This is a genomic window from Streptomyces sp. NPDC003327 (assembly GCF_053589515.1).
On record NZ_JBSFSA010000049.1, the window covers coordinates 24,822 to 43,850 of the forward strand.

General features: G+C 74.5%; 22 protein-coding genes. 14 read left to right on the forward strand and 8 right to left on the reverse strand.

All coding sequences use genetic code 11. The features are described 5' to 3' along the window. Positions 1-10: 10 nt before the first annotated feature. Genes ACWDVG_RS27340 through ACWDVG_RS27350 form a run of 3 tightly spaced genes read left to right on the forward strand, consistent with a single transcriptional unit; the run spans position 11 to position 1,308 of the window. A complete protein-coding gene (locus tag ACWDVG_RS27340) occupies positions 11-565 on the forward strand; it encodes an NUDIX domain-containing protein (protein ID WP_451702898.1) in 555 nt (184 codons plus the stop codon). A 9-nt stretch (positions 566-574) separates the two neighbouring features. Beyond that, complete coding sequence (locus ACWDVG_RS27345) at positions 575-967, forward strand: YidH family protein (protein ID WP_451702900.1); 393 nt, start codon at positions 575-577, stop codon at positions 965-967. Next, entirely contained in the window at positions 964-1,308 is a 345-nt protein-coding gene (locus tag ACWDVG_RS27350; RefSeq protein ID WP_451702902.1) for a DUF202 domain-containing protein, read from the forward strand. Before ACWDVG_RS27345 ends, ACWDVG_RS27350 begins: the two co-directional genes overlap by 4 nt. Positions 1,309-1,332: 24 nt before the next feature. Here ACWDVG_RS27350 and ACWDVG_RS27355 read toward each other — a convergent pair whose 3' ends face one another. Next, positions 1,333-2,262, reverse strand: a complete 930-nt coding sequence (locus ACWDVG_RS27355; RefSeq protein ID WP_451702903.1) for an NADP-dependent oxidoreductase — start codon at positions 2,260-2,262, stop codon at positions 1,333-1,335. Between the two features lie 139 nt (positions 2,263-2,401). Here ACWDVG_RS27355 and ACWDVG_RS27360 point away from each other — a divergent pair, with 139 nt between their 5' ends. Both ACWDVG_RS27360 and ACWDVG_RS27365 read left to right on the forward strand, forming a co-directional pair. Beyond that, a complete protein-coding gene (locus tag ACWDVG_RS27360) occupies positions 2,402-2,698 on the forward strand; it encodes a hypothetical protein (protein ID WP_451702905.1) in 297 nt (98 codons plus the stop codon). Between the two features lie 149 nt (positions 2,699-2,847). Beyond that, positions 2,848-3,759 carry an MBL fold metallo-hydrolase gene (locus ACWDVG_RS27365; protein WP_451702908.1) on the forward strand — a complete coding sequence of 304 codons (912 nt, stop codon included), beginning with the start codon at positions 2,848-2,850 and terminating at the stop codon, positions 3,757-3,759. A 16-nt stretch (positions 3,760-3,775) separates the two neighbouring features. Here the strand turns inward: ACWDVG_RS27365 and ACWDVG_RS27370 are convergent, their stop codons facing one another. Further along, complete coding sequence (locus tag ACWDVG_RS27370; protein WP_451702909.1) at positions 3,776-5,074, reverse strand: enolase C-terminal domain-like protein; 1,299 nt, start codon at positions 5,072-5,074, stop codon at positions 3,776-3,778. A gap of 165 nt (positions 5,075-5,239) precedes the next feature. On the opposite strand from ACWDVG_RS27370, the gene ACWDVG_RS27375 reads away from it, so the two are divergent. After that, on the forward strand, positions 5,240-6,268 hold the full coding sequence (locus ACWDVG_RS27375) for a phosphotransferase family protein (RefSeq protein WP_451702911.1): 1,029 nt from the start codon (positions 5,240-5,242) through the stop codon (positions 6,266-6,268). Positions 6,269-6,274: 6 nt separating this feature from the next. Beyond that, a complete protein-coding gene (locus ACWDVG_RS27380) occupies positions 6,275-7,489 on the forward strand; it encodes an acyl-CoA dehydrogenase family protein (protein WP_451702913.1) in 1,215 nt (404 codons plus the stop codon). A gap of 154 nt (positions 7,490-7,643) precedes the next feature. Here the strand turns inward: ACWDVG_RS27380 and ACWDVG_RS27385 are convergent, their stop codons facing one another. Both ACWDVG_RS27385 and ACWDVG_RS27390 read right to left on the reverse strand, forming a co-directional pair. After that, positions 7,644-8,237, reverse strand: a complete 594-nt coding sequence (locus tag ACWDVG_RS27385) for a TetR/AcrR family transcriptional regulator (RefSeq protein ID WP_451702915.1) — start codon at positions 8,235-8,237, stop codon at positions 7,644-7,646. 85 nt (positions 8,238-8,322) lie between these two features. Continuing rightward, positions 8,323-9,078 carry an SDR family oxidoreductase gene (locus tag ACWDVG_RS27390; protein ID WP_451702934.1) on the reverse strand — a complete coding sequence of 252 codons (756 nt, stop codon included), beginning with the start codon at positions 9,076-9,078 and terminating at the stop codon, positions 8,323-8,325. Positions 9,079-9,320: 242 nt separating this feature from the next. On the opposite strand from ACWDVG_RS27390, the gene ACWDVG_RS27395 reads away from it, so the two are divergent. The 3 genes from ACWDVG_RS27395 to ACWDVG_RS27405 all read left to right on the forward strand — a co-directional run bounded on the left by ACWDVG_RS27395 (position 9,321) and on the right by ACWDVG_RS27405 (position 12,911). After that, positions 9,321-10,583 (forward strand): exo-beta-N-acetylmuramidase NamZ family protein, encoded by a 1,263-nt coding sequence (locus ACWDVG_RS27395; protein ID WP_451702916.1) that lies wholly within the window; start codon positions 9,321-9,323, stop codon positions 10,581-10,583. Between the two features lie 200 nt (positions 10,584-10,783). Continuing rightward, on the forward strand, positions 10,784-12,097 hold the full coding sequence (locus ACWDVG_RS27400; RefSeq protein ID WP_451702918.1) for a serine-threonine protein kinase: 1,314 nt from the start codon (positions 10,784-10,786) through the stop codon (positions 12,095-12,097). Positions 12,098-12,299: 202 nt separating this feature from the next. Continuing rightward, positions 12,300-12,911, forward strand: coding sequence for a hypothetical protein (locus ACWDVG_RS27405; protein WP_451702920.1), 612 nt, complete (start codon positions 12,300-12,302; stop codon positions 12,909-12,911). Positions 12,912-13,017: 106 nt separating this feature from the next. Here the strand turns inward: ACWDVG_RS27405 and soxR are convergent, their stop codons facing one another. Beyond that, complete coding sequence (gene soxR, locus ACWDVG_RS27410) at positions 13,018-13,503, reverse strand: redox-sensitive transcriptional activator SoxR (protein WP_451702922.1); 486 nt, start codon at positions 13,501-13,503, stop codon at positions 13,018-13,020. 105 nt (positions 13,504-13,608) lie between these two features. Here soxR and ACWDVG_RS27415 point away from each other — a divergent pair, with 105 nt between their 5' ends. Continuing rightward, on the forward strand, positions 13,609-14,070 hold the full coding sequence (locus tag ACWDVG_RS27415) for a MaoC family dehydratase (RefSeq protein ID WP_451702923.1): 462 nt from the start codon (positions 13,609-13,611) through the stop codon (positions 14,068-14,070). Between the two features lie 70 nt (positions 14,071-14,140). Here the strand turns inward: ACWDVG_RS27415 and ACWDVG_RS27420 are convergent, their stop codons facing one another. The 3 genes from ACWDVG_RS27420 to ACWDVG_RS27430 form a co-directional block, all read right to left on the reverse strand. After that, positions 14,141-14,770: a TetR family transcriptional regulator gene (locus tag ACWDVG_RS27420; protein ID WP_451702925.1), complete on the reverse strand. Its 630-nt coding sequence runs from the start codon at positions 14,768-14,770 to the stop codon at positions 14,141-14,143. A 59-nt stretch (positions 14,771-14,829) separates the two neighbouring features. Continuing rightward, entirely contained in the window at positions 14,830-15,117 is a 288-nt protein-coding gene (locus ACWDVG_RS27425; RefSeq protein ID WP_451702926.1) for a YiaA/YiaB family inner membrane protein, read from the reverse strand. Positions 15,118-15,211: 94 nt separating this feature from the next. Beyond that, positions 15,212-16,363 carry an acyl-CoA dehydrogenase family protein gene (locus ACWDVG_RS27430; protein WP_451702928.1) on the reverse strand — a complete coding sequence of 384 codons (1,152 nt, stop codon included), beginning with the start codon at positions 16,361-16,363 and terminating at the stop codon, positions 15,212-15,214. 67 nt (positions 16,364-16,430) lie between these two features. On the opposite strand from ACWDVG_RS27430, the gene ACWDVG_RS27435 reads away from it, so the two are divergent. From ACWDVG_RS27435 to ACWDVG_RS27445, 3 genes are all read left to right on the forward strand, one after another. Then, a complete protein-coding gene (locus ACWDVG_RS27435) occupies positions 16,431-17,096 on the forward strand; it encodes a TetR/AcrR family transcriptional regulator (RefSeq protein ID WP_451702930.1) in 666 nt (221 codons plus the stop codon). Positions 17,097-17,254: 158 nt separating this feature from the next. Then, entirely contained in the window at positions 17,255-17,962 is a 708-nt protein-coding gene (locus tag ACWDVG_RS27440) for an ArsR/SmtB family transcription factor (RefSeq protein WP_451702932.1), read from the forward strand. Positions 17,963-17,994: 32 nt separating this feature from the next. After that, positions 17,995-18,891, forward strand: coding sequence for a DMT family transporter (locus ACWDVG_RS27445; protein ID WP_451702933.1), 897 nt, complete (start codon positions 17,995-17,997; stop codon positions 18,889-18,891). The last annotated feature ends 138 nt before the right edge of the window (positions 18,892-19,029 follow it).

Sequence of the window (19,029 nt, forward strand, 5' to 3'; positions counted from 1 at the left end):
CCATGGGGCCATGAGCGCCGAAGAGATTCTCGACGTCGTCGACGAGCACGACCGGGTGACCGGGCGGGCCCCACGCGGTGAGGTGTACGCGCGGGGTCTGATACACCGCTGCGTCTTCATCCGGGTCCGGGACCCGCGCGGGCGGTACTTCGTGCACCGCAGGACGGCCACGAAGCTGGTCTACCCCTCCCTGTACGACATGTTCGTCGGTGGTGTCGTCGGCGCCGGCGAGTCGTACGACGAGGCCGCGCTGCGCGAGGCGGAGGAGGAGCTCGGCGTCTCGGGGCTGCCCCGGCCCGAGCCGGTCCTGCGGTTCCTGTACGACTCCGGCGGCGTCGCCGGCAAGTGGTGGTCGGCGGTCTACGAGGTCGTCTGCGAGCTGCCGGTCCGCCCCCAGGTGGAGGAGGTCGCCTGGCACGGCTTCCTCACGGAGGAGGAGCTGGGCGCACGGCTGCCGGGCGGGGCCGACCCGTGGGAATGGGTGCCGGACGGGCTCGCGGCCTGGGAGCTGCTGCGGGCGCACGACGGAGTCGGTGAGGGCGCCGGGCGCGGGTCCGGCGGTTAGGGTGCGCGGGTGAGCGAATTCGTGCGGAGCCTGCGGCTGTGGTTCGCGCCCCAGCGGATCCGGGACGAGGGCGAGACCCCCGACTACCGCTTCTCGCTGGCCAACGAGCGGACGTTCCTGGCCTGGGTCCGCACCGCGCTCGCGCTCGTCGGCGGCGGTTTCGCCGTGGACCAGTTCCTGCCGGACCTGCGCTGGGGGGTCCGGGTCGGGCTCGCGCTCGCGCTGCTCGCGGCCGGGGTGCTGTGCGCCCTGCGCGCCGTGAACCACTGGGTGCGCTGCGAGCGGGCGATGCGGCGCGGCGAGGACCTGCCGGTGTCCCGGTTCCCTGCGGTGCTCAGCCTCGTGGTGGCCGTCGTGGCGCTCGCGATGGTGGTGGTCGTCGTCTTCGGCTGGACCGGATGAGGGGGCTCGGCGCGGGGGCGGGGGGCAGCGCCGCCGGGGCGGCCCGGGACCCGGGGCTCCAGCCGGAGCGGACCCGGCTCGCGTGGCGGCGTACGACCCTGTCGTGCACGGTGGTGGCCGTGCTGGCCGTCAAGCAGGCCGTCCAGGACGGGGCGGGCGCCGCGCGGCTGTCCGGGCTGGCGCTGACGGCTCTGGTGTGGGTCGGGTTCCTGGCGGTCGCCCACCGCCGCATCCGGTCCCTGGGGGCGGCGCGACCCGCGCCGCTCTCCCACCGGGGGGCGCTGCTCGCGGCGCTGTGCACGCTCGCGTTCGCCCTCTGCGGGGCGGCCCTCATCTGGTGACGCGGGCACCGGCCCCGGTCACCCCTACGGGACCGTCACCACGACCTTGCCGTTCAGGCCGCCCTCGGCGTTGGCGCGCTGGGCGTCCGCCGCGCGTTCCAGGGGGAAGGTCCGGGCCACCCGTACGGTCAGGACTCCCTCGTCGGCCAGGTCCGCGAGGGCGGCGAGGTCGGCGGCGTCGGGCCGGACCCAGAAGTAGCGGCCGCCGAGCGCGAGGACCTCGCCGTCGGCGATCGAGGCGAGGCGGCCGCCGGGGGCGAGCAGCCGGGCCGAGATCTGGAGGTACGGGCCGCCGATGGTGTCGAGGACGGCGTCCAGGCCTCCCGGGGCGAGGGCCCGGACCTGTTCGGCGAAGGTCCGCTCCTCGTAGCGGACCGGTTCCGCGCCGAGTTCCGCGACCCGCTCCAGACCCGACTCGCGCGCGGCGCCGATGACCCGGCAGCCGAGGTGGCGGGCGATCTGCACGGCCATCGAGCCGACGCCGCCCGCCGCCGCGTGGACGAGGACCGTGTCGCCGGGGCCGACCGTGAGTGCCTGGTGGAGCGCCTGGTAGGCGGTGAGGCCGACGAGCGGCAGGGCCGCGGCCTCCTCGAAGCCGAGGGTGCGGGGCTTGCGGGCGAGGGTGCGGACGGGGGCGGCGACGTACTCGGCGAAGGTGCCGTGGGCGAGGACGTCCTCCCGTGCGTACCCCATCACCTCGTCCCCCTCGGCGTACTCGGTGACGGAGACGCCCGGCCGGACGACGACGCCGGAGACGTCCCAGCCGGGGACGACGGGGAAGACCGCGTCGAACATGCCGTCGAGATAACCGGCCTGTGCCTTCCAGTCGACCGGGTTGACGGCGGCCGCCCGCACCTTGACCAGGATCTCGTCGGGTCCGACCTTCGGGTCGGGCACCTCGCCGTACTCCAGCACCTCGGGGCCGCCGTACCGGCGGTAGCTGATGGCCTTCATGTGCACGACCCTCGGGGCGGCCCGGCACGCCCGCAACTCGGGAGTCGCGCGACGGAAAGCGACGAACCGGGACGAGAGGCGCGTACGGGGCTAGCCTGGGTGGCATCAGCCGCCCCCTCACAGAGGCAGAGGCCCGGTCATGACCCTCCTCCACCACGAGCACCCCACGCACGCGCACACCCACGGCCCGTCGTGCGGGCACACCGCCGTCACCCATCGGGACCATGTCGACTACGCCCACGACGGACATCTGCACCGCGAGCACTCGGGCCACTGGGACGAGTGCGAGACGACCGACCACGTCCCGCACACCCACCCCGAGCACACCCACGGGCCCGGCTGCGGACACACGGCGGTGACGCACGGCGACCACCTCGACTACGAGCACGACGGGCACCGCCACGCGGCCCACGACAACCACTGGGACGACCACTGAGCCGTCCGGTCTTCCGCTCGCACCCCGGTCCCCCGCTCGCGCCCCCTCGCATCCCGGCCCCTCGCATCCCGGCCCGTCGCCCTTCCCCCGGGCGCCGGCCGACTGGCACGCTTCCCCTGTCCAGTCGGCTCTCGTCCGGGGGAACACCTGTGCCCGCCACCGATCCCTATGTGGCCGAACTCGCGCCGCACGTCCACGCCTTCGTCCAGCCGGACGGCGGCTGGTGCCTCAACAACGCCGGTTTCGTCGGCGACGCGCGGGAGTCGCTGCTCGTCGACACCGCGGCCACCGAGCGGCGGGCGCGGCTGCTGCGCGGGGCCGTCCTCGACGCGGGGCTCGCGCCGCCGCGGACGATCGTCACCACCCACCACCACGGCGACCACACGTACGGCAACGGGGTGTTCCTGCCCGAGGCGCGGGTCGTGGGCCACGAGAACTGCCGTTCGGAGCAGCTCGCCGCCGGGCACCAGCTGCACCTGCTGTGGCCGCGGACCGACTTCGGCCGGGTGGAGATCGTGCCGCCCTCGCTCACGTACCGCGAGCGTCTGACGCTGTACGTCGGGGAGATCGAGGTCCGGGTGATCCATCCGGGCGCGGCGCACACGACGGGCGACTCGATCGTCCACCTCCCGGAGCAGGGCGTGGTGTTCACCGGCGACCTGGTCTTCCACGGCGGGACGCCGTTCCTGCCGATGGGCTCGCTGGCCGGGTCGCTGCGGGCGCTCGCGCTGCTGCGCTCGCTGGACGCGCCGACGGTGGTGCCGGGGCACGGGCCGGTGGCCGATCCGTCGGCGTACGACGCGACCGAGCGGTACCTGCTCCGGGTGCGCGAGCTGGCCGCCGAGGGATACGCCGAGGGCGCCACGCCGCTGGAGACGGCGCGGCGGGCGGACCTCGGGGAGTTCGCCGCGTGGCGCGAGAGCGAGCGGCTGGTGGCGAACCTGCACCGGGCGTACGCGGAGCTTGCCGGGCTGCCGGAGGGGGCGCCGCTCGACCCGGCGGCGGTCTTCGGGGACATGGCCGCGATGAACGGCGGCGTGCCGGTGGCCTGTCACGCGTAGCGCCCCGTCCCTGCCGTCACCAGCGGCGGGGTGCCCAGTCCGGGTCCGCGCGGCGCATCGCGGCCGCGTCGTCCCGGTCGCGCAGGGTGCCGTCGTCGTCGAGCCAGCGGCGGTGGAGGGCCGCCAGGGCGGTGGGGTCGAGGACGACGCCGAGGCCGGGGGCGTCGGAGACCGCGAGCCTGCCGTCCCGGAAGACGGGTCGGGTGGTGACGACGTCCTCGGTCTGCCAGGGGTAGTGGGTGTCGCAGGCGTGGTGCAGTCCGGGCAGGGTGGCGGCGACGTGGGTCATGGCGGCGAGGCTGATGCCCAGATGGGTGTTGGAGTGCATGGAGAGGCCGACGCCGAAGGTGCGGCAGAGGGCGGCGAGTTCGCGGGTGCGGTGGAGGCCGCCCCAGTAGTGGTGGTCGGCGAGGACGATCCGCACCGCCCCCTTCGTGAAGGCCTTCGGGACCTCCTCGAAGGTGGTCACGCACATGTTGGTGGCGAGCGGCACGTCCGTGCGGGCGGCGACCTCGGCCATGGCGTCGGTGCCGGTCACGGGGTCCTCCAGGTACTCCAGGACCTCGCCGAGTGCGCGGGCGACGGCGAGCGCGGTCCCCACGGACCAGGCGCCGTTGGGGTCGAGGCGCAGCGGGCGGCCGGGGAACGCGGCCGCGAGCGCCCGGATCGCGGCGACCTCCTCGTCGGGGGCGAACACCCCGCCCTTGAGCTTGAAGGAGCGGAAGCCGTACTCCCGGTCGAGGCGGCGGGCCTGGGCGACGACGTCGGCGGGGTCGAGGGCGGCGCCGTGGGTGTCGGCCGGTTCGGCGCCGGGGTGGGCGGCCCAGCGGTAGAAGAGGTAGCCGCTGTACTCGACGGAGTCGCGGACCTTGCCGCCGAGGAGGGCGTGGAGGGGCAGGCCGAGGGTCTTGCCGAGGGCGTCGAGGCAGGCGGTCTCGAAGGCGGAGACGACGGAGAGGCGGAGCTTGTCGGCGGTCCGCACGCCGCGCAGGCCACCTGCGTCGACCCCGGCCTCCAGGTCCGGGTCCGGGTCCGTGTCCGGGCCCGGGTCCGTCGTGCTCGCCAGCGCGAACAGCGCGTTCACGTCCGTGATCGCGCGGCCGGGGAGCGCCTCGGCGAGCGCGCGGGCGACGGTCAGGTAGACGCCGTCTCCGTACGTCTCGCCGAGTCCCACGACTCCACCGCGGGTGACGATCTCGACGACGAGGCGCGGTGTGAAGGGCTGGTGGACTCCCTGGGTGTTGAGCAGGGGCGGGTCGGAGATGAGGATCGGGGTCAGTCGGACGGTGTCGACGAGGAGCGGCTTCTCATCCATATGTGAACTCTATTCATGCATGCGACCGTGCGACCAGACCGTCGACGCCTCTTTCCCCTTCCCCGTCCACCGCCCGCCCGGCACCCACCGGTCCACCCCTGGACGACATACCGACTGGTCGGTCATCATGAACGCCGACCGCAGCCGATCCGGAGGTACGCAACGATGAGTCCCGCCCCGCCGCCAGGTCTCGACCCCGAGCGCCTGCGCCGCTTCCTCGACGGCGAGCGGCCCGGCCTGGTGGCCGGCCCCCTCGAAGCCCGGCTGATCGAGGGCGGCCGCTCGAACCTGACGTACGTCGTGACCGACGGCACCGCCTCCGGCCGCTGGGTCGTGCGCCGCCCGCCCCTCGGCCACGTCCTCGCCACCGCGCACGACATGCGGCGCGAGCACCGGGTCATCAGCGCGCTGGCGACCACCGCCGTACCGGTCCCGGAGACGGTCGTCCTCTGCGAGGACGAGTCAGTCCTCGGGTCGCCGTTCTACGTCATGGAGTTCGTCGAGGGCACCCCGTTCCGCTCGGCGGAGCAGCTGGCCCCCCTCGGCCCCGAGCGCACCCGCGCCGCCGTCCTCGCCCTCGTCGACACGCTGGTCGACCTGCACGCCGTGGACCCCGAGGCGGTCGGGCTCGGCGACTTCGGACGGCCCGAGGGCTTCCTCGACCGGCAGCTGCGCCGCTGGGGCAAGCAGCTCGACGCCTCCCGCGGCCGCGACCTGCCGGGCATCGACGAGCTGCACGCCGCCCTCGGGCGCGCCCTGCCCGCCTCTCCCCCGCCGACCGTCGTGCACGGCGACTACCGGCTCGACAACGTCCTCGTCGGCGCCGACGACCGCGTCCGGGCCGTCCTGGACTGGGAGATGTCCACGCTCGGCGACCCGCTCACCGACCTCGGCCTCCTCGTCATGTACAGCACGCCGCTGGACCTGCCGGACTCGCCCGTCTCCACGACCGCGAAGGCCCCGGGCCACCCGGCCGCCGCCGAGCTCGTCGAGCGGTACGCCGCCCGTTCGGGCCGCGACACCTCCGCCCTCTCCTGGTACACGGCCTTCGCCTGGTTCAAGCTCGCCGTGATCCTGGAGGGCATCCACTACCGCTACACCCTGGGACAGACGGTCGGCGCCGGCTTCGACCGCATCGGCGCGCTGGTCCCGGTCTTCATCGAGCACGGCCTGACCACCCTTCAGGAGGGCTGACCCGCCATGGACTTCACCTACGACGCCCGCACCGAGGAACTCCGCGCGAAGCTCCTCGCCTTCATGGACGCGTACGTGTACCCGGCCGAGGCGGTCGCGGAGGAGCAGCGCGCCCTCCTCGCCTCGCCCTGGGACACCCCGCCGGTCGTGGAGGAGCTGAAGGCCGAGGCCAAGCGGCAGGGCCTGTGGAACCTCTTCCTGCCCGACGCGGAGTACGGCGCCGGGCTCGGCAACCTCCAGTACGCGCCGCTCGCCGAGATCACCGGCCGCAGCCCGCAGCTCGCCCCCACCGCCCTCAACTGCGCCGCGCCCGACACCGGGAACATGGAGCTGCTCGCGCAGTTCGGCGACGAGGCGCAGCGCAAGCAGTGGCTGGAACCGCTGCTCGCGGGCGAGATCCGCTCCGCGTTCGCGATGACCGAGCCGGAGGTCGCCTCCTCCGACGCGACCAACATCGAGACCCGCATCCGGCGGGACGGGGACGCGTACGTCGTCGACGGACGCAAGTGGTACATCTCCGGGGCGATGAACCCCGACTGCAAGGTCTTCATCGTCATGGGCAAGACCGACCCCGACGGCGCCGACATCCGCCGCCAGCAGTCGATGATCCTCGTCCCGCGCGACGCCCCGGGCGTCGAGGTCCGCCGGGCGATGCGGGTGTACGGGTACGAGGACCACTACCACGGCGGCCACGCCGAGGTGGTCTTCGACGGGGTGCGGGTCCCGGCCGCGAACCTCATCGGCGAGGAGGGCGGCGGCTTCGCGATCGCCCAGGCCCGGCTCGGGCCCGGCCGCATCCACCACTGCATGCGGCTGATCGGCATGGCCGAGCGGGCCGTGGAGCTGATGTGCCGCCGGGCGGTGTCCCGTACGGCCTTCGGCAAGGCGCTCGCCCAGCAGGGCGTCGTACAGAACTGGATCGCCGACGCCCGGGTGACGATCGAGCAGCTGCGGCTCCTCGTCCTCAAGACGGCCTGGCTCATGGACACCGTCGGGAACCGGGGGGCGCACACCGAGATCCAGGCCATCAAGATCGCGACCCCGCGCGCGGTCGTCGACATCATCGACAAGGCGGTCCAGGCGCACGGTGCGGGCGGGGTCTCGCAGGACACCCCGCTGGCCGAGCTGTGGGCGGCGGCGCGGACGCTGCGGCTCGCGGACGGCCCGGACGAGGTGCACCAGCGGTCGCTGGCCCGGCGGGAGCTGAAGAAGTACCTGTAGGCGGCGCCGGAGCCGGGCCGGGCCTCGGCGGGGGCGCAGGACCAGCGGGTCGCGGTCGGGACCGCGGCCCGCTCGTCGTCGACGGGGGGCGCCGCCGGGGCGCCGGACCCGGCGTTCGGTGCCCGTCGGAGGGAGCGGCGGCGGCGCGGGCGGCTCAGGGGCGCAGGGCGCGGAGCAGGAGGTCGGCGAGGTGGGCGGCGACCTGTTCGGGGGTGAGGGGGCCGTCGGGGCGGTACCAGGTGGAGAGGTGGTGGACGGAGCCGAAGTGGTAGTCGACGACGAGGTCGGCGGGGGTGGCGGCGGAGAAGACGCCGGCCTGCTGGCCCTCCTCGATCAGGGCGCGGAACCGCTCGTGGTAGCGGCGCCGCTCGGCCCGTACCTGCTTGTTCTTCTCGGGGCTGAGGTGGTGCATGGAGCGGAAGAAGATGGCGGCGTCGTCGAGGTTCTCGATGGTGGTGACGACGACGTCGGCCGCGGCGTCGCGCAGCCGCTCCTCGACGGGCGCGTCGGCGTCGGCGTACGCGTCGAGGCGTTCCTGCTGGAGGCGCAGGACGCGGGCGTAGACCTCCTGGAGGAGGTCCTCCTTGGAGCCGAAGTAGTGGTAGAGGGCGCCCTTGGTGACCCCGGCGGCCTCGACGATCTCCTGGACGGAGGTCCGGTCGTAACCGCGCTCGGCGAACAGCCGGGTGGCGGCGGCCAGCAGCCTCTGGGGGACGGGGGTGCCGCTCCCGTCCGTCGTCCTGGCCATGCTCCGCCGCCTTCCTTCGTCCGTGCCCCCGCCTCCGGCGGCGGGGGTCCCCGTGGGTAGATCTTCCCATCTGCAGCGTCGGACGCTAGGGGGTGCCCGTCTCCCACGTGCGCTGGACGTGGTTCATGGTGCCGAGCCAGCGCTCGGGGTCGGTGGCGCGGTTGCGGTAGTAGCCGGCGACCTCAGGGTGGGGCAGGACGAGGAAGCGGTCGGCCGCGATGGCGTCGAGGAGCGCGTCGGCGACGTCCTCGGGCTCGATGGCGGTGGGGGCGAGGACGAGGTCGCCCGCCGATCCGGCGGCGGTGAGCATGTCCGTACGGACGCCCTGCGGGCAGATGGCGTGGACCTTGAGGCCGCGGTGGCGGTAGGTGAGGGAGAGCCATTCGGCGAAGGCGTACGCGCCGTGCTTGGAGACGCTGTACGGGGCGGCGCCGATCATGGTGAGCAGTCCGGCGGCGGAGACGGTGGAGACGAAGCGGCCCTCGCCGCGTTCCAGCCAGGCCGGCAGGAGGGCGCGGGCGGCGCGGACGTGGGCCATGACGTTGACGTCCCAGGCGGCTGCCCAGACGTCCTCGTCGGCGAAGGCGTCGCCGGGCGAGGAGAGTCCGGCGTTGGCGCACCAGACGTCGACGGTGCCGCCGAGGGCGTCGCGGGCGGCGTCGACGACGGCGGAGGCGTCGCCGGGGACGGCGAGGGCGCCGATCTCCTCGGCGACGGCGCGGGTGCGGTCGGGGTCGAGGTCGTTGACGACGACCCGGGCGCCCTCGGCGGCGAACCGCCGGGCGAGGGCGGCGCCGATGCCGCCGCCGGCTCCGGTGACGACGACTCCGGCGCCCTTGATCCGGCCCGTGGCCGTACGCGTGTGCGGGTTCGCGCCCGCGCTCGCGTCCGTGCCGGCGCTCGTGTCCTCGCTCATGGCCCCACCTCTCCGCTGTGACGACGCGGGCAGACTAACCGGTCGGTATGTGAGGAGGGAAGGGTGGCGCGGAAGAGTGAGGACCGCACGCCTCGTTCCCGCGGGGCGTCAGGAGCGCTACCGTGCGTGCTCATGTCACGATCCCCGCGGGACCCCGAGGAGGGTGCATGAGTCTGTCGCGTCGGAGTCTGCTGGCCGCCGGAGGCGCGCTCGGCGCCGTGGCCGCCGCCCCGTCGACCGCCGCGGCGGCACCTCCCGGGGAGGGCAAGGGGCCGGCTCACGGCCGGGTGCGGACCGGTTTCGAGCGGCTCGCGGCGGACGGGTACGCGCTGCTCGCCGGGGAGCGCGTCGGTGTCGTCACCAACCCCACCGGCATCACCCGCGACGCCACCCACATCGTCGACGTCATGCACGCCGACGAGCGGATCGACCTCGTCGCCGTCTTCGGCCCCGAGCACGGCTTCCGCGGGACCGCCCAGGCCGGCGGCTCCGAGGGCCGCCACGACGACCCGGCGACCGGACTGCCCGTCTACGACACGTACCTCAAGAGCGGGCAGCCGCTCGCCGACGTCTTCACCGCCTCGGGCGTCGACACGGTCGTCTTCGACATCCAGGACGTCGGCGCCCGCTTCTACACCTACATCTGGACGCTGTACGACTGCATGGTGGCGGCCTCCCTGGCCGGGAAGCGGTTCGTGGTCCTGGACCGGCCGAACCCGGTCACGGGGCGGGCCGCGCTGGGGCCCGTCCTCGACCGGGCGTTCGCGACCTTCGTCGGCCGCGAGCCGATCGCGCAGGCCCACGGCATGACGGTGGCCGAGCTGGCCCGGCTGTTCAACGGCGAGTTCCTGGCCCGGCCGGTCGAACTGGAGACGGTACGGACGTCGGGGTGGCGGCGCTCGGAGTTCTTCGACGCGACCGGGCTGCCGTGGGTGCCGCCGAGCCCCAACATGCCGACGCCGGAGACCGCGCTCGTCTACGCGGGCACCTGCCTCTTCGAGGGCACGAACCTCTCCGAGGGGCGCGGCACGACCCGCCCCTTCGAACTCCTCGGCGCCGAGGGCGTCGACCGGCGCTGGGCGGAGGCCGCGAACGCGCTGGGGCTGCCCGGGGTCCGCTTCCGCGAGGCGTACTTCTCACCGACCTTCTCCAAGTTCCAGGGCCGGACGGTGGGCGGCGTCCAGCTCCACGTCCACGACCGGGACGCCTTCGATCCGGTACGGACCGGGATCGGCCTCCTCGTCACGGCCCGCCGCTCCTGGCCGGGCTTCGCCTGGCGGGCGGACAACTGGATCGACAAGCTCACCGGTTCGACCCGGGTGCGGACCTTGATCGACGCGGGCGCGGACGTCGACGAGGTGGTCGGCGCGTGGGCGACGGACCTCGCGGCCTTCCGCGCGGTGCGGGAGGAGTACCTGCTCTACCGCTGACGGGGGGCCGGCGGGGCGCGGGCCCCGCATCCGACGGGCGGCGCGGCCGCGGGTCCGACACGGTCGGCGCGCCGGGCCGCGGCCACGTCTGACGGGCGGCGCGGACGGGCATCCTTGCCGTGGAGCCGCCGCCCGCGCACCGCGCGCCCAGGGGTGCGGCGGCCGCCTCGACGTGGAGGGACGGTCGGGCCGTGGCCGGGATGAGTGTGGAACCGTACCGGGAGCTCACCTTCGACAAGGACGGCGACGGTCCCGCGGGCCAGGCCGCCGAACTGGTGGCGCTGGCCCGCCGCGGGGTCACCGACCTGGTGGTCTTCGCCCACGGGTGGAACAACTCCCCCTCCGGCGCCACCCGCCTCTACTCCGACTTCCTCGCGCCGTTCCCCGCGCTGTTCGCGCCGGGCGTGGAGCCCGCGTACGCGGGGGTGATCTGGCCCTCGATGATGTTCACGGACGAGTCCGTGCCCGACTACCGGGCGCTGGTGACGGTGCTGCCGGAGAAGGAGCCGGTGCTGGCGCGGCTGACGGAGCTGCTCGACCTGGCACCGCCGGAGGAGGCCGCGTTCGAGGAGTTCGGGGCGCTGCTGCGGGAGTTGACGGACGTGGCGGGCGGGACGGGCGGCGTGACGGGCGGGGGCCGGGAGGCGGCCCTCGGGGCCGGGGAGCCGGTGCCGGAGTTCCTGGTCGCGGACCCGGTGGCGGTCTGCGCCGCGTTCACCGCGGCGCTGGAGGGCGGGGCCGGGGCGGACGGGGCCGAGGAGGGGTTCGGTCCGGGGTTGCGGCGGTACTGGAAGGGGGCCGGGGAGGCGCTGCGCCAGGCCACGTACTACGTGATGAAGAAGCGGGCCGGTCGGGTGGGCGAGCACGGGCTCGGGCCGCTGCTCGCGGACGTGGGCCGCGCCGCGCCGGGGCTGCGCGTGCACCTCGCGGGGCACAGCATGGGCGCCCGGCTCGTCGCGTACGCCCTGCGGGGGCTGCCGTCCGGGATCAGGCCGGTGGCTTCGGTGACGCTCCTTCAGGGGGCTTTCTCGCACTACGCGTTCGCGGCGCGGCTGCCGCACGACCCGGGCCGGTCGGGGGCGCTGCGGGACCTGCAGCGGCGGGTGCGCGGACCTGTGGTGGCCTGCTACTCGCACCACGACAGCGCGCTCCGGGTGATGTACCCGCTCGCCTCGCGCCTCGCGAACGACTCGGCGTCCCTCACCGGGCCGCTCGCGCCGGGGACGCCGGGGCCGGGGGTGCCGGGACGGGCCCCGGGGCCGGGGGTGCCGGGACGGGCCCCGGGGCCGGGGGTGCTCGGCCTCGACGACCCGCGCTGGGGCGCGATCGGGTACGACGGCGTGCGGGCCGTGCCGGGGACGGTGGAGCGGACGATCGCCGCGGTGCTGCGCGAGGGCGTGCCCGGGTCGGGCTGCGTCAGTGTGGACGCGGCGGAGGTGGTCCGCTCGCACAGCGACATCGTGCGCGGGGAACTGGCCCGCGTGGTGGTCGCGGCGGCCCGCGCGGGCCGCTGACGTCCCCGGACGCCCCTGACGTCCGTACGCCGTCGACGTCCGCGGACGTCGGGGACGCCGGGCCGGAGGCGCGGGTTCCGCCGAACCCCTCCCGCCCCGCCGGCACCGGTGATGGCTGCCATCCGCATTCCGATGGAACATCGCGGGCCGCTCGTTCGTCCCTCTGATACCGCGGAAGGACCAGCGACGGAGGTGGCGAGGGATGGCCGGTTTCCGGAGTCTCGCGAGACAGGTGCGCGATCCCGGCTTCGACACGGCGCTGCGCAGGTACTCGCTGCGCAAGTGTCTGGAGCGGTTCGCGCCGTACGGACACCGGGCGACCTGGGACCACCTGTGCCGACGGCACGGCTTCGGTCCCGAGGACCGGGACGTCGACCCGGAGCGGCTGGTGGCCGCGCTCGACGAGGTGGAGGAGGCGCGGGCCGTGTGGTTCGCGTACGAGGAGGAGTTCGCGGCCCGGCGGCGGCGCGAGAAGCACGACGGGCTGCGCGGGCTCGGCGCGCTCGACGACTGGCACCGGCGCGTCTGGGGCGGCAACGGCGTGGTGCGGTGCGGTGATCCGGAGGTGCACCCGTCGGAGCCGCTGCCGGAGGTGCTGCGGCGGCTGATAGCGACCCTGGAGCGCGGTCCCGGCGACCGGTGCCCGGTCTGCGCCGGTGCGGACTTCGCGTGGCCGCGCGGTGGGGGCGTCGAGCCGTGGACCGGCCCCGCGTGCGGTGACTGCGGTGTGACCGTGCCCCGAGCCGTACTGACGCCCGGTGCCCTGGCGCGCGCCGGCGCCCCACGCTCGCGGACGCTGGCCCCCGCCGCGTGACCGCCTCCCGTTCCTGACGGACGGGCATCGGGCGCGGGGCGCCGGACGCGGCGTCCCGGGCGGAGCCGGTCGCGGCCGCCCCGGCGTACCGAGGGGCGGCCGCGGGTCACCGACCGGTGGGGTCCTGTGCGGCGGGCCGGCGCAGCGGCATCAGGCGGGAGCCCGCCATGCGCTCGCCGATGACGTCGTCGGGGTTGGACAGGACGCAGGTCTCCAGGGAGAGGCAGCCGCAGCCGATGCAGTCCGTCAGGTGGTCGCGGAGCCGGCCGAGCTGGGTGATGCGCTCGTCGAGTTCGGCGCGCCAGGTGGCGGAGAGCCGGGCCCAGTCCTCGTTGGTGGGGGTGCGCTCCTCGGGCAGCTGGGAGAGCGCCTCGCGGATGGTCGCGAGGGGGATGCCGACGCGCTGTGCGGCCCGGACGAAGGCGACCCTGCGGAGGGTGTCGCGGCCGTACCGGCGCTGGTTGCCGGAGGTGCGGCGGCTGTGGATGAGCCCCTTGGCCTCGTAGAAGTGCAGGGCGGAGACGGCGGCCCCACTGCGGGCGGAGAGCTGGCCGACGGTGAGTTCGTGGATCTTCTCTGGAATCTGCGGCACCCCTCGAACCCTAATGGTCCGTTGACAGCGGCCCCCGCACCGCACATGCTGAGCAAGCGCTTGGATACCGACCGTTGGGTATGCCGCTACAGAAGGGGACGGAACATGGCCGAGCCGAGGATCTTCACCTCCGCCGAGGAGCTGCGCGCGGGGGTCGGCGAGCAGCTGGGGCACAGCGACTGGCTGGAGATCGACCAGAAGCGGATCGACCTCTTCGCCGAGGCGACCGGGGACCACCAGTGGATCCACGTGGACCCGGAGCGCGCCGCCACCGGCCCCTTCGGCACGACGATCGCGCACGGCTATCTGACCCTGTCGCTGCTGCCGCTGTTCGTCCCGCAGGTGCTGCGGGTCGAGGGCGTGAAGATGGGCCTGAACTACGGCACGGAGAAGGTCCGCTTCCCGGCCCCCGTGCCCGTCGGCTCCCGGCTGCGCGCGACCGCCGTCCTGACGAAGGTCGAGGAGGCGGGCGGCGGCGTGCAGGTGACCGCCGCGGTGACGGTGGAGCGCGAGGGCGGCGAGAAGCCGGTCTGCGTCGCCGAGTCGGTCTCCCGCTACTACTTCTGAGCCCCGGCTCCCACTCCCGCCCGCACCGCCACTCCCGCTCCCGGGCCCACACCCGCTCCGGGGCCCGTTCCTACGTCCGGGCCCCGACCATCCGCAGGACGAGGTCGGCGTAGAGCGCGCCGACCTCGTCGGGCGTCCGGCGCCCCTGGGTGTTGAACCAGCGCGCGACGTCGATGCAGAGCGAGAGCACGGCGACCGTGGTGCCGGGGACGTCCGGCACGTCGAACTGGCCCGCCGCGACACCCTCGTTGATGATCCGCCGCACGGTCGCGTCGGTCTCGCGGCGCAGCTCCACGATCTCGGCGCGGTGCTCCGGGCCGAGGGCGTCGAGCTCGTACTGGACGACGCGGGCCGTCGTGTGCCGCTCGGCGTGCCAGCGGACGAAGGAGCGGACGGCGTCGGCGAGCCGCTCGGCGGCGCTGCCGTCGCCGTCGGCCGCGGCCCGGAGGATCTCCAGGGCCCTGTCGTGGCCGATGCGGCTGATCCGGTGGAGCAGCTCTTCCTTCGTCTTGTAGTGGATGTAGAGCGCGGCCGGGCTCATGCCGGCGCGGCCCGCGATGTCACGGGTGGTGGTGGCGTGGTAGCCGCGCTCGGCGAACGCCTCGACGGCCGCCACCAGCAGCCGCCGGGCGGCCTCGGGCGTGACCTCGCCCCACGGCACGTCCTCCTCGCCGCCGGGCGTCTCCTCCGCCGCGCTCATCCCACACTCCTCCTCGGACCCGTCAGGACGAACACCATACAACGAAGCTGAGCAAGCGCTTAGAGCTTCTGGAAGGGGTCGTGCTCGGCGAGGAGCTTCTCGAGGCGGGCCTGGTCGACGCGGCTGACGATCTGGCCCGCCTCCTGCCGGTCGCGGACGACCTTGGCGAGGGTGAAGGCGGAGGTGGTGAGGTAGAGGACGGAGACGGCGAGGAAGGCCCGCACCCAGGCACTGGCCTCAAGTTGGTAGACGCCGATGCCGACGGCGGCGAGGGCGATGCCGAAGGAGAGGACGGCCTGCGCGTAGTACGCGGCGGTGTTCTGCTGCTTGACCGGAGAGTCGCTCATGCGATCAAGGGTCGGGCGGATGTGGGCCACGCCACATCCGCCCGCGTACTCAGCCGCCCCGACCGGATACTCAGAAGGCCCAGAAGGCGGGGGCTCAGAAGGCGGAGACGCCCGTGAGCGCGCGGCCGATGATCAGCTTCTGGATCTGGCTGGTGCCCTCGTACAGGGTCATCACGCGGGCGTCCCTGAGCAGCTTCCCGACCGGGTACTCGTCGATGTAGCCGTAGCCGCCGAAGACCTGGAGGGCGTTGTTCGCGCAGCGGACGGCGGCCTCGGAGGCGTACAGCTTCGCCTGGGACGCGGCCGTGGCGAACTCCTGGCCCCGGTCCACGAGGTCGGCGACCCGCCAGGTGAGGAGCCGGGCCGCGTCCACGTCGACGGCGATGTCGCTGAGCAGCTCCTGCACCAGCTGGTACGAGGCGATGGAGCGGCCGAACTGCTCGCGCTCCCCGGCGTACCGCACGGCGGCGTCGAGCGCGGCCTGCGCGATGCCGACGCATCCCGCGGCGACCGACATGCGCCCCTTGGCGAGGGCGGACATCGCGACCGTGAAGCCCTTCCCCTCGGGCCCGAGCATCGCGCGGGCCGGGACGCGGACGTCCTCCAGGACCAGTTCGGCGGTGGCCTGGCCACGGAGGCCGAGCTTGCCGTGGACGGGGCGGCGGGTGAGGCCGGGGGTGTCGGTGGGGACCAGGAAGGCGGAGACGCCCCTGTGGCCGGGGGTGTCGTTGGTGCGGGCGAAAAGCAGGACGACATCCGCCCAGGTGCCGTTGGTGATGAACATCTTGGTGCCGTTGACGACGTAGTCGTCGCCGTCGCGCACCGCGCGCGTGGTGAGGTTCCCCGCGTCCGAACCGGTGCCCGGCTCGGTGAGGCCGAAGCAGCCGAGCGCCTCTCCGGCGGCGAGCCGGGGCAGCCACGCGCGCTTCTGCTCCTCGCTCCCCCAGGACGCGATCGTCTTGGCGACGAGGCCGAGCGAGACGGAGACGATGCCGCGCACGGACGAGTCGCCGCGCCCCAGCTCCTCGGTGACGAGGCAGTACGCGAGGTGGTCGCCGCCCGAGCCGCCGTACTCCTCGGGGACGGTGAGCCCGAGGAAGCCGACGGCGCCGAGCTTCTTCACGATCGCCCGGTCCACCTCCTCGGCCCGGTCCCAGGCCACCACGTGCGGGGTGACCTCGCGGGCGACGAAGTCCTCGGCAAGCCGCCGTACGGCCTCCTGCTCCTCGCTCAGCTCCAGATTCATGCGTGCCACCCCACTCGGCGTTAAATTACCACTGCTAGTTTTATGGTGCAGGCCTACTATGTGCGCCATGGCCCGACCGCGCAAGCCCCTGCTCAGCCGAGACCGCATCGTCGAGACGGCGGGAGCGCTCGTGGACGCGGAGGGTCTCGCCGGCCTCTCCACGCGTCGACTCGCGGCCGAACTCGGCGTCAGCGGCCCGTCCCTCTACAACCACTTCCGCACGAAGGACGAGATCCTCGACGCGGTCGCGGACTCGGTCAGCGCGAAGATCGACCTGTCGATGTTCGAGGAGGCCGACGGCCGCGACTGGCGGACGGCCCTGCACGACTGGGCGGTCTCGTACCGCGCCGCCCTCGCCGACCACCCGCACGTCGCCCCGCTCCTCGCCCAGGGCCCCGGCCGCCGTCCGGCGGGCCTGCGGGTCGCCGACGCGGTCTTCGGCGCGATGGTCCGGGCGGGCTGGCCGCCCGCCCAGGCCACCTCCATCGGCGCGCTGATGCGCTACTTCGTCACCGGCTCCGCGCTCGGGTCCTTCGCCGGGGGCTTCGTCGACGACGAGACCGCCTACGACCCCGCCGACTACCCCCACCTCGGCCAGGCCCACCGCCTCGCGGAGCACCGCCAGAAGGTCGACGAGCGGGCCTTCGCGACCGGACTGCGGGCCCTGCTCGACGGTCTGACGACGCAGTACGAGGCGGGCGTCCGGGGGAACTGGGCGAAGCGCGACGAGTAGCGGATCCCGGCGCCGGGGCGCGCGCCCGGGTGCCGGTGCACGCCTCGACACCGCGGCACGTCTCGGCGTCTGGGCACGCCTCGACACCGGGGCACGTCTCGCCGCCGGTGCGTTTCCGTGTCGGTACGTTTCGGTGTCGGCCGAAACGTACGTGCGGGATGCTGGGGGGCATGGCAGCACACGATCTCGCAGCCCTCGCGGCCCTCTTCGCGGACGAGACCCGGGCCTCGTTCCTGCTCGCCCTGCTCGACGGGCGGTCCTGGACCGCGGGCGAGCTCGCCCGGCACGCGGGCGTGGCCCCGTCCACGGCGACCGAACACCTGGGCCGGCTCGTCACCGGCGGCGTGCTCGCCGAGGAGCGCCAGGGCCGGCACCGGTACGTGCGCCTCGCCGACGCCGGCGTCGCGCACCTGGTGGAGGACCTGGCCGCCCGGTCCCAGCCGCCGGCGCCCGCCCCGCCCCGGTCGCTGGGGGCCGCGAGCGCCGGGCGGGCGATGGCCCGGGGGCGGACCTGTTACGACCACCTCGCGGGCCGGCTCGGGATCGCGATCACCGACGCGATGACCACGCGCGGACTGCTGCGCCAGGACACCGGGTTCGCGCTGACGGACCGGGGCCTCGCGTGGTTCGCGGAGCTGGGCCTCCCCCTCGTACCCAGGGGCAGGCGGCCGGTCGCGCGCGGCTGTCTCGACTGGACCGAGCGCAGGCCGCACCTGGCCGGGCTCGCGGGCGCCGCGCTCTGCGCGCACGCGCTGGAGGCCGCCTGGTGCGTACGGATCGGGACGGAGCGCGCGGTGAAGGTGACCGCGGACGGCGAGCGGGCCCTGCGCCGGTCGCTCGGCATCGACCCGGCGACGTTGCGGTGAGCGCCGAAAGGTCCACGGCCTACGGTCGTCCCATGCAGAAGCGAACCTCCCGCCTCGCGCTCGCCGCCGCCGGTGTCACCGTCGTCCTGTGGGCCTCCGCCTTCGTCTCCATCCGCAGCGCGGGCGCGGCCTACTCCCCCGGCGCCCTCGCCCTCGGACGGCTGCTCGCCGGCTCCCTGGTCCTCGGGGCCGTCCTGCTGATACGGCGGGAGGGCCTGCCGCCGCGGGCCGCCTGGCCCGGCATCCTGACGTCCGGACTGCTCTGGTTCGGGGTCTACATGGTGGTCCTCAACTGGGGCGAGCAGGAGGTCGACGCGGGCACCGCCGCGATGGTCGTGAACATCGGCCCCGTCCTGATCGCGCTGCTCGGCGCCCGGTTCCTCGAGGAGTCGCTGCCGCCCCGGCTGGTCGCGGGGATGGCCGTGTCGTTCGCGGGCGCGGTGGCGGTGGGCCTGTCGATGTCGGGGGAGGGCCACGCCTCGGTGCTCGGCGTCGCGCTCTGCCTCCTCGCGGCCGTCGCGTACGCCGGCGGGGTCGTCGCCCAGAAGCCCGCACTCGCCCACGGCAGCGCGCTCCAGGTGACGACGTTCGGGTGCCTGGTGGGCGCGGCGGCCTGTCTGCCCTTCGCGGGGCAGCTGGTGACGGAGGCGGCGCGGGCCCCGCTCCCGGCGACGCTGAACATGGTGTACCTGGGCGTCTTCCCGACGGCGCTGGCGTTCACGACCTGGGCGTACGCCCTGGCCCGTACGACCGCTGGGCGGATGGGAGCGACGACCTACGCCGTCCCCGCGCTGGTGGTGGTGATGGCGTGGGTGCTCCTCGGCGAGCTGCCGGGCGCGCTGACCCTCGCCGGGGGCGCGCTGTGCCTGGCGGGGGTGGCCGTGGCCAGGTCGCGCCCGCGCCGGGTCCGGGCGACCGAGCCCGTCTGATCGCCGGGCCCGGGGCCCGGCGCCCGGGGGTGGGGCCGCCGCGCGGGGGCCCCCGCCGGCCCGGCCTCCCGGCGGACGGAAAAACCACAAGGGAAGGACGGCGGGGAGGGGAAGAGGGGGTGTAGGGGAGGGTAGGTG